We start from the raw sequence: 15105 nt of genomic DNA, 5'->3' as shown, positions 1-15105 counted from the left end.
TTTTTCACCACCTACATGTTATTCCATGAGACTTTTATACAATTCCTTATAAGCAAGAGCCGATTGCTCCCAGCTATAATCTTCAGTCATCGCTTGTTTTACAAGCTGCTCCCACACTGGTTTATCATGATAGAATTCAATTGCACGATGAATCGTATGCAGCATGTCATGTGCATTAAAATTCGTGAAACTGAAACCATTTCCTTCTCCAGTTTCTTCATCATAAGAATGTACCGTATCGTTTAACCCACCTGTTTCTCTTACAATTGGAATCGTACCGTATGCTAATGCGATAAGTTGTCCAAGTCCACACGGTTCAAACAGCGATGGCATTAAAAACAAATCGCTTCCCGCATACACTTGGTGAGCTAATTCTTCATTAAATCCGATATAAACTTTTACCTTCTCCGGATACTCATATGCCATCCACTCAAAGAATTGCTCATATTCCGAATCACCTGAACCTAAAATAATACATTGTATATCTTCTTCCATTATTTCGCGGAATACAGTACGTACTAAATCAAGACCTTTTTGCTTCGTTAATCTCGTTACCATTGAAATAATTGGTGTATCCTCTTTTTCTGGCAAACCAAAATAACGCTGCAAGGCGCGTTTATTTTCACTCTTTTCATATAATGAATCTGCATCATACTGGGCCTTAATATACGAATCCGTTTCTGGATTATATACGCTCGTATCAATACCATTTACAATGCCGCTAAGCTTATCATTATATTTTCGCAGTAATCCATCTAACTTCTCACCGAAAAATTCATATTGAATTTCTTCCTTATACGTCGGGCTCACCGCTGTAATTTGATCCGAAGCAATAATACCGCCTTTCATAAAGTTTACGTTTCCATAAAACTCTAGCTGCTCACTATGAAAATATTCATCACCAAGCTCTAACAAGTCGTACATCACTTCAGGAGGAAATACACCTTGGAACTGCAAGTTATGAATCGTATATACCGTTTTAATACGCTCATATAACGGGTTATCTTGATACTTTTCACGAAGTAAGAAATTAACCATAGCCGTATGCCAATCATGGCTATGAAGAACATCCACTTCAAAATCAAGGTGCGGAATACACTCTAACACTGCTTTTGAGAAATAAGAAAAACGCTCTCCGTCATCGTAATGACCATACAGAGAATCTCTCTTAAAATAATATTCATTATCTATTAAGTAATACGTAATTCCGTCTTGCTCACCTTTTAAAATTCCACAATATTGATTTCTCCACCCAAGAGGGACGTTAATTACTTTATGTAACGTACATCCATCTCTTAACTTTTGCGGAATGAGACTATAATTCGGAAGTATAATACGAACGTCCACTCCTAATTTTTTTAGCTCTTTTGGGAGCGCACCCGCTACATCAGCTAATCCTCCCGATTTCACAAACGGTACACATTCTGATACTGCAAATAAAATATTCACTTGTTGTCCCACTGCGCGAAAAGTTTTTATTACTCCTCTTGCAGCTTCCTCCCTTCGAGTTTTCATTTAAATTAAAACTTTAATCAGTGGAGGAAAAAGCCCCCACTGATTCTTTAGGAATAACTATTAATCGTACTGTTTTGTACGCTTCCTTTTTCTACAACATACGGCTCATCGGCGCTTCCTTTTAATACGACACCGTCGCCAATTTTCACGTCTTTATCAATAATAACACCGTCTATTATACAGTTATCTCCAATTTGGCTCTTTTGCATAATAATACTGTTACGAATAATTGAACCTTTTCCAATTTTAACCGAACGGGAAACAACACTGTTTTCGACTTCCCCTTCAATAATACTGCCATTTGCAATCATTGTATTTTTCACGACTGCACCCTTTAAATAACGAGTTGGTGGCTCATCTTTTACTTTCGTAAAGATCGGTGCTTCTTTCTTAAATAATTGCTTCCAAATAGCAGGTTGCAAAATTTCTAAGCTATGTTTATAGTAACTTTCAATCGAGTCAATAATTGCTACATATCCAGTATGTTCATATGTAGCAATGTGTAATGATTTCCCGCGCTTTTCTCTCACTACATCAAATAAACTGTATTGTTCCACACCTTTATATGACTCAAATAAGTCTAACAATAATTGTTTCTTTAACACGTATGTTTGAAGCGAAACCCCTTCATGGCAAACTTCTGTAATATCAGCTGCCGTATGTATATGTCGCTCTAACACCGCTTGAAAATTTAATGCTGTTACGAGATGGCTATTCGTAATAACAACGTACTCTTCTCTGCTTCTTAGAAAATAATCAATATGTCTTCTAAAGTGTGCAAAAGACCCAAATTCATCTTGGTCACATTGGCAGTTTGGCGGGAATAAAAATAGTCCGTCTCGTTTTCTATCTAAATCCCACTGTTTCCCTGAACCAACATGGTCCATTAACGAACGATTTTTATGGCTTGTAAAAACTGCCACACTATGAATACTAGAATTCACCATATTTGAAAGCATGAAATCAATGAGTCGATAACGGCCCCCAAACGGTAACGCCGCTAGTGAACGATGCCCTGTTACTTTCTTTAAGGAAGGAAAACTTCCCGTTGCATTAATAATTCCTAACATTTTTTCTCCCATTCATTTCATCCCCCTTTTCTATTTCCCTTCAGCAATTAATACTACATCGTCAACATTCTTTTCTGGACGAATGATTGTTCCATCTTCGATAATCATTTCTGATCCAACAATCGCTCTTTCAATCACAACATTTTTACCAATCTTAGCCCCTGGCATAACGACAGAATCAATCACCATACTTCCTTCTTCCACCGTCACTCCTTGGAATAACACAGAATGCTTCACGTCCCCTTCAATGACGCATCCTTCGTTAATAAGCGATTCTTCTACTTTCGCCTTTTCAGCAATATATTGAGGCGGTTCGTTTGGATTGACAGAGTAAATACGCCAATTACGATCGTTTAAATTCAGTGATGTTTCATCGCGAAGCAAATCCATATTCGCTTCCCATAAGCTCTTCACCGTTCCAACATCTTTCCAATATCCTTCAAACGGATACGCCATTAACTTCTTCCCTTCATCCAATAAAAGCGGAAGTACGTCTTTTCCGAAATCGTTACTAGATTCAGGGTTTCTTGCATCCATCTCTAAATACTCTTTCAAAATTGACCAATTAAAAATATAGATTCCCATTGATGCAAGATTACTTCTTGGAAATTGTGGTTTCTCTTCAAACTCAACAATCTCCATTTCTTCATTTGTATTCATAATGCCAAAGCGACTCGCTTCATCCCAAGGTACTTCAATAACAGAAATGGATACGTCCGATTCTTTCTCAATATGGTAATCTAGCATCTTACTGTAATCCATTTTATAAATATGGTCGCCTGATAAAATAAGAACATACTCTGGTTCATATTGACTTAAATAGTTTAAGTTTTGATAAATGGCACTTGCCGTACCTGTGTACCACTTCACACCTGAAGACTCCGCATAAGGAGGTAATACTGTGACTCCACCGCTTACTCGGTCTAAATCCCATGCATTGCCGATTCCGATATAATTATGAAGTTCTAGTGGTTGATATTGCGTTAAAATCCCAACCGTTTCAATACCAGAATTTGCGCAGTTACTTAGCGTAAAATCAATAATGCGATATTTACCACCAAATGGAACAGCTGGCTTGGCTAAATTTTTTGTTAATGCACTTAATCGACTACCTTTTCCCCCTGCTAGTAACATTGCTACGCACTTTTGTTTTTGAGCCATCTTGTTTTTTGCTCCCCTTTCTCGTCTTCACTGGTCGTAATATGGATACGCCAAATGGTGGAATTGTAATCTCTACATGTGCTGCTTGATTATGGTACGGTTCTAGAATTGTCTTAAGACGTTTCTTATTCACTTGCCCCGAACCGCCATATTGCTGTGCATCACTGTTTAAAATCTCGTTATAATACTCGAAATCTGGTACACCTACTTTATAGTTTTCATATGGAGCTTTCGTAAAATTACATACGATAACTAACGCATCCTCTTGTTTATCCCCTTGGCGGATAAACGAGAAAATACTTTGCTCGTTATTATTAGCATCAATCCACTGAAAACCTTCAGGCGAATGATCAAGCTGCCAAAGTGGTTTTGAGCGCTTATACAATGCTATGAGCTCTTTAAAGTAATCATGCATATAACGATGCATTTCAAAATCATGTAAATTCCAATCTAAATCTTCAAGGTCTTTCCACTCATCAAACTGTCCGAATTCCCCTCCCATGAAAAGTAATTTCTTTCCTGGGTGAGTAAAGAAATATCCATATAATAAACGAAGCTGAGCAAACTTATCCCAGTAATCACCTGGCATTTTATTTAATAACGACTTTTTCCCATGAACGACTTCATCATGAGAAAGCGGTAATATGAAGTTTTCAGAGTACGCATATAGCAAAGAAAACGTCATTTTCTCATGAATGTGTTTCCTATATTCAGGCGCACACTCCATATATTTCAGCACGTCATTCATCCAGCCCATGTTCCATTTGTAATTGAATCCAAGCCCACCTTCATACGTTGGAGTTGTTACAAGTGGCCAAGCTGTTGAATCTTCTGCCGTCATAAGAAAATCTTCATCCTCTGCAAACACTGCTTCATTTAACTCTCTTAAAAATGAAACAGCATGCTCATTACTTTGCTCTTGTCCTTCTTTATTCCAGTACAACATGTTCGCAACTGCATCTACTCTGAAACCATCAATATGGAAATATCTCATCCAAAATAACGCATTTGAAATTAAGAAATTACGTACCTCTCTCTTTCCTAAATCAAAATTGACAGTTCCCCATACTGGATTTTCTTGTACATCTTTATCTTTATATTCATAGGTCGGTGTGCCATCAAACAAATATAAACCGTGAGCATCTTTACAAAAATGCCCCGGCACCCAATCTAAAATGACACCGATTCCATATTTATGACATTCGTCGACAAAATACATTAAATCATGCGGTGTACCAAATCTACTCGTCGCTGCATAATATCCCGTTCCTTGATATCCCCAAGAACGATCATATGGATGCTCAACAAGCGGCATAATTTCAATATGTGTAAATTGATGTTCCACCACATATGGAATGAGTTCTTCTACCATTTCCCTGTAAGAATACAGTTTTCCATCTTCTTTCTTTTTCCAAGAACCAAAATGCAATTCATAAACTGTCATCGCTTCTTTATAAATCGATTTTTTCTTTTTCTTACGAGTCCAGTTTTTATCATTCCATTCATATCCCTTTATATCAAAAACTACAGATGCCGTATTCGGTCTTACTTCTGCATATACAGCATACGGATCTGCCTTTAAAATGACGTCACCAGCCAACGTTTCAATCGCATATTTATATATTTCTCCTTCTTCAATATGCGGTATAAACAAGGACCAAATGCCTTCTTCTGTCACTTGTAGCATTTTATGTTGCTCATAATCCCACTCATTAAAATCTCCAACAACACTCATTGCTTTCGCATGAGGAGCCCACACTGTAAATCGTACCCCTTGAATCTCACCTTCCGTCACAACATGTGCGCCAAAGATGTTATAACTTTCATAGTACTTTTCTGTATGAAACTCATCTCGTTTCACTTCTTCACAATTTATTACACTCAATATGCTCACCTCACTTAGATGACAGAATTTTTTATACTTTAACTATTTCTGCGAAAAACTGCAATATCCTTGTTAATTTATAAAAAACATTCGTTTTTTTCTTAAAAATGTTAGTTTTCCTTCACATTTCCGTGTAAAATATCGAATTTTGACGAATATTCATTGAAAACGCTTTATTATTCTTCTATATTTTTACCAATTATTTTTTCTCAACCTTTATTTTATTATGTTTATCCTATTTTTCATGCTATTTTCCACTTAAAATCAAAACAAAATAATCTGTCATAAAAAAATGTTTCTCAATATTTTTTGTCACAATTTTATTGAAATGCGAAATTCATATGCATATACTTGTTCTCAATAAAGAACATCGATCTTTCGTAACTACAATTCATAGCGGACTACTATGTTTACTTGTTTATCCTTGTTGCGAACGGTTGCTATACAAATTTAACTAGGAGGCTTTCTTATGTCATTAAAACAAAAAGTAGGAATGGGAATTATCACCGCTTCACTTGGCTTATCCCTTACATTCGGCGGTGTATTCGCCTATTTCAGTGATTCAGAAACATCAAGTAACTCATTTCAAGCTGGAACACTAGATCTTTCTATTAATCCAAGTGTAATCGTTAATGTGAAAGATTTAAAACCAGGTGATTTTATTGAAAGGAACTTCAAGCTTGAAAATAAAGGTACATTGGATATCGCAAAAGTAGCACTTGAAACATCATATGAAGTTACAGATGCAAAGCAAAATAATGACGGTGAAGATTTAGGTGATCACATTATCGTCAAGTTTCTAGTAAATGATGGACAGCCATCTAATCCAAACGATGATCATGAGATTGTGTGGGAAACAAAACTATCACAATTAAAAACTATGAAACCTGAAGATGTCGCTACGTCTCTAGAACGTCATAACTTAATAGATGGTATTAAATCTGGTGAAACAGATTACTTACACGTCCTCTTCTCATTTGAAGATAATGACCGAGATCAAAATAAATTTCAAGGTGATTCCCTGCAGCTAAACTGGACATTCCATACTGAGCAAACAGCTGGCGTGGAGAAATAATTTTTAAAAATATAAATTACCGGAGGCCTATAAATGAAAAAGAAAAATCGTTTTGTTACCGGAATTGTAACAGCTGGCGTTTTGTTTTCAACTGCTATTCCGTTCAATGTACTTGCTGAAAGTCCTATTAACCAAATTGAATCTTCAAATGCTCATTCTATATTATCTAAGCTTTCTAAAGAACAACGCCTGGCATTACAAACGGTAGATGCCAACCCTGGTTTTACAATTTCACCAGATATTAATACGAGTAGTTCTGAGCCTGTAAATATCATCGTAGAATTTCAAACTGCTCCAGTAAAGATTAATGAATTAAAACAAAAAGAAAAAGGATTACAGTCTGCTCCTGAAAATATAAAAGCACGTATTGATCAAGAACATGAAGAATTCGAAAAAGGACTAAAACGTCTTTATCAATTCAGCCCATCAGTAAAATCAGGAAACTTCCAGTCTGTACAAATTAAACGTTCTTATAAGCATGCGATAAATGGTGTTGCGATGACATTACCAGCAAATACAGTAGAAGAATTGTTACGAATTGGCGTTGTAAAACGTATTTGGAAAGATTACGAAGTGAAATTAAATTTACCAAAACAAGCTGAGCAAAAAGCGCCTCAAAAACTAACAGATAGCATCCCGCAAATTGGAGTAGATAAGTTACATAGTGAGGGCATTACCGGAAAAGGAATTAAAGTTGGTGTATTAGATACAGGTATTGATTACAATCATCCTGACTTAAAAGACGTATATAAAGGCTATCGCGCGAAACCTGGTGAGGACTCTAGCAAAGTAGACCCAAACTCAGTAAAGGGTTGGGACTTTATTAATAACGATGCAGATCCAATGGAAACTACTTATTCAGAATGGCAACAATCTGGTGCTCCTGAATTTGATAGCCGTGGTTCTTCCTTCTACACAGCCCACGGCACTCACGTAGCAGGTATCGTTTCTGCACAAAAGAAGAACCAATCTGATTCAGCAGTAAAAGGTGTTGCACCTGGCATTGAACTGTATAACTATCGTGTACTCGGACCATACGGAAGTGGAGATAGTTCAGGTATTATCGCTGCAATTGATAAATCCATTTCTGACGGTATGAACGTTATTAACTTATCGTTAGGTGATGATAGCAACAATCCTCTTGATCCAACATCTATCGCTGTTAATAACGCGATGCTTTCAGGCGTTGTTACAGTCGTTGCTGCTGGTAACTCTGGACCAAATCCATCAACACTCGGATCACCAGGTGCTTCACCATTTGCAATTACGGTTGGAGCAAGTGATAGCTCTATTTCCTTACCGAAACTATCAGGTCATGCTGGACACTTACAATTTCCTAACCTAATTCTATTCGGCAAAAACTTCACTGATAAAATAGAAGATTTCAAGGGACAAACTTTACCTATTGAATATGTAGGAATTGGTACGCCTGACGAGTTTAGTAAAAAAGATGTAAAAGGAAAAATCGCTCTCGTTGCACGCGGTACACTGTCATTTGATGAAAAAATTGCTAATGCAAAACAAGCAGGTGCAAAAGCCGTTATTATTTATAACAATGTGGATGGAGAAATTCCTTTCTACGTTGGCGAAAGTACAAAATACATTCCAGCATTCCGCCTAACGAAAGAAGAAGGTGAAAAACTAAAAGCTCAAATCGAACAAGGTAGCACCTCCTTAACTCTCGATGAAATTAATTACATTCAAACAGAAGGCGATCATCTTGCAGACTTTAGCTCACGCGGTCCTGTTACAGCAAATGATGATATTAAGCCTGATATTACAGCGCCTGGTGTCGCTATCCTTTCAACAGTTCCTGAATATATTAACGACCCGCAAGAGGGTGAAAACTACGCTGTTTCCTATGAGCGTATGCAAGGAACATCTATGGCTTCTCCTCATATCGCTGGCGTTGCTGCTCTAATTTTACAAGAACACCCAGACTACTCTCCGTTCGATGTAAAAGCGTCTCTTATGAACACAGCTAATGATTTAAAAGAAAAATATTCCGTATATGAAGTTGGAGCTGGGCGAGTAGATGCTTACAACGCCGTTCGTACAGAAACAAGCTTTAAAGTATTAGATACGACACAAACTGTTGTAAATGATGAAGTAATTGAAGTACCCGAAGAAACTGGATCTATTGCATTCGGTAAGTTTTATCAAAAAGACGGTGAAGCTCTTGAACAAAAACGAAATATAAAAGTAACTAATCATAATAAACAAAAGAAAAAAGAATTTAAAACAGAAATTTCTTATACACCAGCATCGTCTACTATTAACGATGCTGTCGCAAACGGTGTAAAAATCTCTGCTCCAGAAACAATTACTCTTGATGCTGGCAAAACAGGTGAAATTGAAGCAAAAATTAATGTTCCAGCCGGTGTGAAACAAGGCCGATATGAAGGGTACATTCATATTACGAACACAAAAAATAAAGAAGAAACATATCAAATCCCATTCTCTATTCGTGTATCAGAGCCTGGTATTGAAAATGCAATACTATCAAGAAAAGCAATTTCAACTGATACATCTAAATTCAATCCATACGGTGAATCGTATGTTCACGGAGCATTCCAATTAAGCAGCGAACTTGAAACGTTAGATCTTATCGTAAAAGATTCCAAAACAAATAAAGCTCTTGGCTTCATTGGAACATTAAACACGAGTGGCCTAAAAACTGATGTGTATTACTACTTAGATTCATTCTTTAATGGAAAAGTGTATCCTTTTACAAATGATCCTGCAAAACCAATCGGTGATGAGAAAATCAACTTACCAGAAGGGGACTATACAATTGAGTTTGTCGGTTATGATAAAGCTGGGAAAGCACGTGTAAAAGGTGATTATGTTGTAATTGATAATACACCACCAGAAGTGAAATTAACTGGATTAAAACCTGGTATTTACGAGTTAAATGAAGAAAATTATACAGTAGAAGATGGCAAAAAAGCACTATGGATTAAAGGAAATGTATACGATTCAAACGTTGATTACTTAAAAGGAAAAGGATTAAACATTACGCAAGAAGCGAATGGCGTTATGTACTATGACTATTCTCCATACTTGCATAAGTTTTTACCGATTAATGCAAATGGCGACTTTAAAGTTGGCATTACACCTGACTCCTTCAGAACGGAAGGTCCAATGAACACAGGCGTATATATTTTCGATTATGCAACTGCAGGTCCTGACTATCCAAACGGTGTAAATAACTACTGGTTTATCCCGCAAGGTGCTCAATATGCAAAAACTAGTTACGATAAAAAAGAATTATATAAAAATGACGAGTTCACAGTAACACTAAACGCGAAACACGTAAAACAATTTGTTGCTGGGCAATTTAATGTAAACTTCCTAGAGAAGAACTTCAAATTTGCAAATGCGAAATTGAATCCTGCCTTTGAAAAACTTCTTTCTGAAAAAGGGGTAACAGCAAAAGTAAATGAACCGAAGCTAGAAGCAGGCTCTGTTACAGTTGGCGGTGCTATCGATGACAAAAACTTCGCTGGATTAGATGGTGATTTCCCGTTCATTGATGTAACGTTCAAAGTAGAAAACGATGAGTTTTATGAAGCAACTGCTCAATTAGAGTCACCAGTGTTTGTATACTGGAAACCAGGAGAAACAGAGCCAAATAGAATGCGTGTCCTTCAAGATCAATCATTCTCAGTAATGTCCTTAAACTCATTAGTAGAAGGAAATATTAAACCTGGTGCATTCTTAAATGAACGTGGATATTTAGATGAAAAGTTAGATTATACAAAGCTTGGCGTAAAAGTATATGCGACTGATTCTTACCGTCATAAGTTTGAAGGCTCACTAGATAAATACGGATACTTCAAATTAAATGGACTTCCTGTTAATAAACGCGACTACAACTTATATGTAGAAGTACCAGGGCATTTAATAAGCCGCCTAACTACGAAACTAGGTACTGAAAAAGACGGCAAGCTACTTGGCCAATATTATTATGCACGCCTTGATGAAAACCTTGCAGGTGATGTAAATGGCGATAAAGTAATTGATATAAAAGATGCTGAAATTATCGCTAGCAACTATAGTAAAAAAGGACTATCTGTGAAAGACGGCGACCTTAACAAAGATGGTATTGTCGACGAAAAAGATATTCGCTTCGTTGAAAAGAACTTCTTGAAAAAAGGTCCAGATGCATCTAAATCACAAACACCTGTTGAAAAATCAAAAAGCGGTACACTGGCAGATATTTTAAAGAAATTAGGATTAACGCCTAAAAAATAATAATAAAGAGCACTCTACTTAAAGTAGGGTGCTCTTTTCTATAAACGACCCTGATCCAGCAAAAGGGGTATATTGGGGATATACAAGGGAAACCGGAAAAGGAATTTATATTAAATTATATAAGTTCAGAGGTAAGAAGCAGTTTCCCACCTCTGAACTATTTAGCAATTATTATAGTACTGGTGCCATTGTTTCTTTTAATACTTTTACAGAATGAGCGAACTTCGCTTTTTCATCTTCATTTAGCTCAAGTTCTACAATTTCACGTACACCTTCGCGGTTAATTACAGCTGGAACACCTACGTAAGCATCTTTCTCGCCGTATTGACCTTCAAGGTATGCAGATACAGTTAATACGCTGTTCTCGTTGTTTAAGATTGCTTTAGTTACACGAAGTAGTGACATACCGATTCCGTAGTAAGTTGCACCTTTACGCTCGATGATATGGTAAGCTGCATCACGTACGTTTTCGAAGATTTTGTCTAAGTCTTCTTGTTTGTACTGTTCGTTGTTAGCTAAGATTGTTTCTAATTTTTGTACACCGATAGTAGCATGGCTCCATACTGGAAGTTCAGTGTCACCGTGTTCACCAACGATGTAAGCATGAACGTTACGTGGATCTACATCTAAGTAGTCACCTAACATGTAACGGAAACGAGCAGAGTCTAAAGTAGTACCAGAACCGATTACGCGCTCTTTCGGTAAACCAGATTCTTTCCAAGTTACGTAAGTTAAAATATCAACTGGGTTAGTTGCGATTAAGAAGATTCCATCGAATCCGCTATCCATAATGCCTCGAACGATTTGTTTAAAGATCTTTGTATTTTTCTCAACTAAGTCTAAACGAGTTTCACCTGGCTTTTGTGGTAACCCAGCAGTGATAACAACTAAATCTGCATCTTTACAATCTGCATAGCTACCGCTCCAAACTTTTGTTGGTGATGGAGAGAATGGTACCGCATGGCTTAAGTCCATTGCTTCCCCTTCTGCTTTTGCTTCATTAACATCTACTAATACGAATTCTTCAGCTACACCTTGGTTGATCATTGAGTAAGCGTAACTACAACCTACAGCTCCTGTTCCTACTAATACTACACGATTGATACCTTTTTTCATGGTAATTTCCCCTCTCTATTGTTCACATATATTTTTTTATGATTGTTTAAGTAATTAATTAAAATACTAATTTAATGTTGTTTAACTTCTTTACATTCATATTGTAGCACGTATTATTGTGAATTACTTCACAAATTATGACCTATTTGTGAACTTTTTCACATAGAGTGTAAAGTTATTGGAATAGGTGTGGAATCCATTTCAATGGAGGCGTTTTCTTTAGATTGTGAAAGGGATTTTCTTGTGGTTTTTGTCGGTAAGTGAAATTATACCGGCGATTTTTAGAATATATCGACCGTAACTCCAAATATATCAGCGATTATTAAAATTTATCGATCGTAACTCAAATTATATCAGCGATTTTTGCAATATATCGACTTACCGACAATACTGACAACATAAAAAAGCTGTCTTCAGTAGATCACAGCTATTGAGAGAAAGCAGCTTCTTCTATATATTATTTATTTTCCACAGTAGCTCCCAGATGCATTTTCATCGGTTTCTCCAAGTGTAGGAGGCTACAGCCATACAGCTGGGGTAAAAGTTCAAGTTGAAGTTAATTCCTTCATATTCATACAGGTCCAAATAATTAACATGATTGTATTTACGGCTCTCTATGTACCCAACTGCAACAGCGAATACTTCATATTTCTTCTATTGCATAAAAAAGCAGACTATCCAAAGTCCATTTTTATACAACAAAAAAGAGATAGCAGATTATGCTATCTCTTTTAGTATGACCCGTACGGGATTCGAACCCGTGTTACCGCCGTGAAAGGGCGGTGTCTTAACCACTTGACCAACGGGCCAGTTCTGGCAGAGAAGAAGGGATTCGAACCCTCGCACCGCGTTCGCGATCTACTCCCTTAGCAGGGGAGCCCCTTGAGCCACTTGGGTACTTCTCTATAAATATGGCTCCGCAGGTAGGACTCGAACCTACGACCGATCGGTTAACAGCCGATAGCTCTACCACTGAGCTACTGCGGAACAATTATGGTGGGCCTAAATGGACTCGAACCATCGACCTCACGCTTATCAGGCGTGCGCTCTAACCAGCTGAGCTATAGGCCCATAATTGAAAAGCGGGTGAAGAGAATCGAACTCTCGACCAGAGCTTGGAAGGCTCTTGTTTTACCACTAAACTACACCCGCATTAAATTGTAAATGGTGAGCCATGAAGGACTCGAACCTTCGACCCTCTGATTAAAAGTCAGATGCTCTACCAACTGAGCTAATGGCTCATTTTGAAAGTGGTGCCGACTAGAGGACTTGAACCCCCAACCTACTGATTACAAGTCAGTTGCTCTACCAATTGAGCTAAGTCGGCTTGCGTTTTCAAAATGGTGGCTCGGGACGGAATCGAACCGCCGACACGAGGATTTTCAGTCCTCTGCTCTACCGACTGAGCTACCGAGCCTTTATGTAAAAATGGCGGTCCCGACCGGGGTCGAACCGGCGATCTCCTGCGTGACAGGCAGGCATGTTAACCACTACACCACGGGACCATTTGGTTGCGGGGACAGGATTTGAACCTGCGACCTTCGGGTTATGAGCCCGACGAGCTACCGTGCTGCTCCACCCCGCGATGATAAAATATTTACTTTAGAAAAATGGAGGAGGTAGAGGGATTCGAACCCCCGCGCGACTCTCGCCGCCTGTCGGTTTTCAAGACCGATCCCTTCAGCCGAACTTGGGTATACCTCCGAGATATATACGTCTAATGGTGGACCTTGTAGGACTCGAACCTACGACCGGACGGTTATGAGCCGTCTGCTCTAACCAGCTGAGCTAAAGGTCCTTTATGGTAGCGGCGGAGGGGATCGAACCCCCGACCTCACGGGTATGAACCGTACGCTCTAGCCAGCTGAGCTACACCGCCATAAATGATATTAATATAAGTGGAGCCTAGCGGGATCGAACCGCTGACCTCCTGCGTGCAAGGCAGGCGCTCTCCCAGCTGAGCTAAGGCCCCATGTTTTTTAGGAATATCGGGAAGACAGGATTTGAACCTGCGACCCCCTGGTCCCAAACCAGGTGCTCTACCAAGCTGAGCCACTTCCCGTTAATAAAAGCGCGCCCGAGAGGAGTCGAACCCCTAACCTCTTGATCCGTAGTCAAACGCTCTATCCAATTGAGCTACGGGCGCATATGGTGCCGAGGGCGGGGGTCGAACCCGCACGGTGGTCACCCACCGCAGGATTTTAAGTCCTGTGCGTCTGCCTGTTCCGCCACCCCGGCATGTCATATTGAAAATTGGAGCGGAAGACGGGATTCGAACCCGCGACCCCAACCTTGGCAAGGTTGTATTCTACCACTGAACTACTTCCGCAAGACATGTATGAGTTATTTAATTAAAAGTGCGGGTGAAGGGAGTCGAACCCCCACGCCAAAGGCGCCAGATCCTAAGTCTGGTGCGTCTGCCAATTCCGCCACACCCGCATATTAATTTATTTAAGAAAAATGGGGCGACTGATGGGAATCGAACCCACGAATGCCGGAGCCACAATCCGGTGCGTTAACCACTTCGCCACAACCGCCATGATTTCTGGTGCCGACTAGAGGACTTGAACCCCCAACCTACTGATTACAAGTCAGTTGCTCTACCAATTGAGCTAAGTCGGCTAAATGGTGGAGGATGACGGGATCGAACCGCCGACCCCCTGCTTGTAAGGCAGGTGCTCTCCCAGCTGAGCTAATCCTCCATTTGCCTGGCAACGTCCTACTCTCACAGGGACAAGGTCCCAACTACCATCGGCGCTAGAGAGCTTAACTTCCGTGTTCGGTATGGGAACGGGTGTGACCTCTCTGCCATCATTACCAGACTGTATTCATTTAAGACAAGAATTATTATAACTTATTTACTTTCGAAAGTCAACAAGTTTTTTATATTCTTTCAAAACTAGATAACATTGCTTCATATTATATGGTTAAGTCCTCGATCTATTAGTATTCGTCAGCTCCACATGTCACCATGCTTCCACCTCGAACCTATCAACCTGATCATCTTTCAGGGATCTTACTAGCTT

Annotated in this window: 7 protein-coding genes, 22 tRNA genes and 2 rRNA genes; 2 read left to right on the top strand and 29 right to left on the bottom strand. The window is 38.8% G+C overall.

Going from position 1 to position 15105, the window contains the following annotated elements:
• Positions 1–18 precede the first annotated feature (18 nt).
• From glgA to glgB, 4 genes are all read right to left on the bottom strand, one after another.
• Complete coding sequence (gene glgA, locus ACTFRM_RS13260; protein WP_033687543.1) at positions 19–1449, bottom strand: glycogen synthase GlgA; 1431 nt, start codon at positions 1447–1449, stop codon at positions 19–21.
• 113 nt (positions 1450–1562) lie between these two features.
• On the bottom strand, positions 1563–2597 hold the full coding sequence (gene glgD / locus ACTFRM_RS13255) for a glucose-1-phosphate adenylyltransferase subunit GlgD (protein ID WP_000504168.1): 1035 nt from the start codon (positions 2595–2597) through the stop codon (positions 1563–1565).
• Between the two features lie 18 nt (positions 2598–2615).
• Positions 2616–3746, bottom strand: a complete 1131-nt coding sequence (gene glgC, locus ACTFRM_RS13250; RefSeq protein WP_098770686.1) for a glucose-1-phosphate adenylyltransferase — start codon at positions 3744–3746, stop codon at positions 2616–2618.
• Complete coding sequence (gene glgB / locus ACTFRM_RS13245) at positions 3694–5631, bottom strand: 1,4-alpha-glucan branching protein GlgB (RefSeq protein ID WP_440043389.1); 1938 nt, start codon at positions 5629–5631, stop codon at positions 3694–3696. The genes glgC and glgB overlap by 53 nt, the downstream gene beginning before the upstream one ends.
• 469 nt (positions 5632–6100) lie before the next feature.
• Here glgB and ACTFRM_RS13240 point away from each other — a divergent pair, with 469 nt between their 5' ends.
• A complete protein-coding gene (locus ACTFRM_RS13240) occupies positions 6101–6706 on the top strand; it encodes a TasA family protein (RefSeq protein ID WP_440043388.1) in 606 nt (201 codons plus the stop codon).
• A 33-nt stretch (positions 6707–6739) separates the two neighbouring features.
• Positions 6740–10963, top strand: coding sequence for a S8 family serine peptidase (locus tag ACTFRM_RS13235; protein ID WP_440043387.1), 4224 nt, complete (start codon positions 6740–6742; stop codon positions 10961–10963).
• A gap of 171 nt (positions 10964–11134) precedes the next feature.
• On the opposite strand, the gene ACTFRM_RS13230 is transcribed toward ACTFRM_RS13235, so the two are convergent.
• From ACTFRM_RS13230 to ACTFRM_RS13110, 25 genes are all read right to left on the bottom strand, one after another.
• Positions 11135–12079, bottom strand: a complete 945-nt coding sequence (locus tag ACTFRM_RS13230) for an L-lactate dehydrogenase (RefSeq protein WP_000715338.1) — start codon at positions 12077–12079, stop codon at positions 11135–11137.
• Positions 12080–12816: 737 nt separating this feature from the next.
• A tRNA-Glu gene (locus ACTFRM_RS13225) sits at positions 12817–12888 on the bottom strand.
• Between the two features lie 5 nt (positions 12889–12893).
• Positions 12894–12984 (bottom strand) — tRNA-Ser (locus ACTFRM_RS13220).
• A gap of 7 nt (positions 12985–12991) precedes the next feature.
• Positions 12992–13066: transfer RNA gene (locus tag ACTFRM_RS13215), tRNA-Asn, on the bottom strand.
• 7 nt (positions 13067–13073) lie between these two features.
• A tRNA-Ile gene (locus ACTFRM_RS13210) sits at positions 13074–13150 on the bottom strand.
• A gap of 10 nt (positions 13151–13160) precedes the next feature.
• A tRNA-Gly gene (locus ACTFRM_RS13205) sits at positions 13161–13231 on the bottom strand.
• A gap of 13 nt (positions 13232–13244) precedes the next feature.
• A tRNA-Lys gene (locus tag ACTFRM_RS13200) sits at positions 13245–13320 on the bottom strand.
• A 10-nt stretch (positions 13321–13330) separates the two neighbouring features.
• Positions 13331–13406 (bottom strand) — tRNA-Thr (locus ACTFRM_RS13195).
• Between the two features lie 14 nt (positions 13407–13420).
• A tRNA-Phe gene (locus ACTFRM_RS13190) sits at positions 13421–13496 on the bottom strand.
• A gap of 12 nt (positions 13497–13508) precedes the next feature.
• Positions 13509–13584: transfer RNA gene (locus ACTFRM_RS13185), tRNA-Asp, on the bottom strand.
• A gap of 3 nt (positions 13585–13587) precedes the next feature.
• A tRNA-Met gene (locus ACTFRM_RS13180) sits at positions 13588–13664 on the bottom strand.
• 26 nt (positions 13665–13690) lie between these two features.
• Positions 13691–13783: transfer RNA gene (locus tag ACTFRM_RS13175), tRNA-Ser, on the bottom strand.
• Positions 13784–13800: 17 nt separating this feature from the next.
• Positions 13801–13877 (bottom strand) — tRNA-Ile (locus ACTFRM_RS13170).
• 4 nt (positions 13878–13881) lie between these two features.
• Positions 13882–13958, bottom strand: a tRNA-Met gene (locus ACTFRM_RS13165).
• Between the two features lie 20 nt (positions 13959–13978).
• Positions 13979–14051: transfer RNA gene (locus ACTFRM_RS13160), tRNA-Ala, on the bottom strand.
• A 16-nt stretch (positions 14052–14067) separates the two neighbouring features.
• Positions 14068–14141 (bottom strand) — tRNA-Pro (locus ACTFRM_RS13155).
• Positions 14142–14151: 10 nt separating this feature from the next.
• Positions 14152–14225, bottom strand: a tRNA-Arg gene (locus tag ACTFRM_RS13150).
• Positions 14226–14228: 3 nt separating this feature from the next.
• A tRNA-Leu gene (locus tag ACTFRM_RS13145) sits at positions 14229–14317 on the bottom strand.
• 16 nt (positions 14318–14333) lie between these two features.
• Positions 14334–14408: transfer RNA gene (locus ACTFRM_RS13140), tRNA-Gly, on the bottom strand.
• A 29-nt stretch (positions 14409–14437) separates the two neighbouring features.
• Positions 14438–14518 (bottom strand) — tRNA-Leu (locus ACTFRM_RS13135).
• A 22-nt stretch (positions 14519–14540) separates the two neighbouring features.
• Positions 14541–14616, bottom strand: a tRNA-His gene (locus ACTFRM_RS13130).
• Between the two features lie 9 nt (positions 14617–14625).
• Positions 14626–14701, bottom strand: a tRNA-Thr gene (locus tag ACTFRM_RS13125).
• A 4-nt stretch (positions 14702–14705) separates the two neighbouring features.
• Positions 14706–14781 (bottom strand) — tRNA-Val (locus tag ACTFRM_RS13120).
• Positions 14782–14785: 4 nt separating this feature from the next.
• A 5S ribosomal RNA gene (rrf, locus tag ACTFRM_RS13115) occupies positions 14786–14901 on the bottom strand.
• A 101-nt stretch (positions 14902–15002) separates the two neighbouring features.
• Positions 15003–15105: ribosomal RNA gene (locus ACTFRM_RS13110) — 23S ribosomal RNA — on the bottom strand; the annotation flags it as partial.

Source organism: Bacillus cereus group sp. MYBK227-1 (assembly GCF_051916325.1).
Classification (GTDB): Bacteria; Bacillota; Bacilli; order Bacillales; family Bacillaceae_G; genus Bacillus_A; species Bacillus_A cereus.
Note: the sequence above shows the minus strand (reverse complement) of the source record. Positions and strands in the feature narration are given on the sequence as shown.

Excerpts from the sequence above, each read along its gene's own strand:
- ACTFRM_RS13230 (WP_000715338.1), bottom strand. The coding sequence starts at position 12,079 with ATGAAAAAAGGTATCAATCGTGTAGTATTAGTAGGAACAGGAGCTGTA.
- glgC (WP_098770686.1), bottom strand. The coding sequence starts at position 3,746 with ATGGCTCAAAAACAAAAGTGCGTAGCAATGTTACTAGCAGGGGGAAAA.
- ACTFRM_RS13240 (WP_440043388.1), top strand. The coding sequence starts at position 6,101 with ATGTCATTAAAACAAAAAGTAGGAATGGGAATTATCACCGCTTCACTT.
- ACTFRM_RS13235 (WP_440043387.1), top strand. The coding sequence starts at position 6,740 with ATGAAAAAGAAAAATCGTTTTGTTACCGGAATTGTAACAGCTGGCGTT.
- glgD (WP_000504168.1), bottom strand. The coding sequence starts at position 2,597 with ATGGGAGAAAAAATGTTAGGAATTATTAATGCAACGGGAAGTTTTCCT.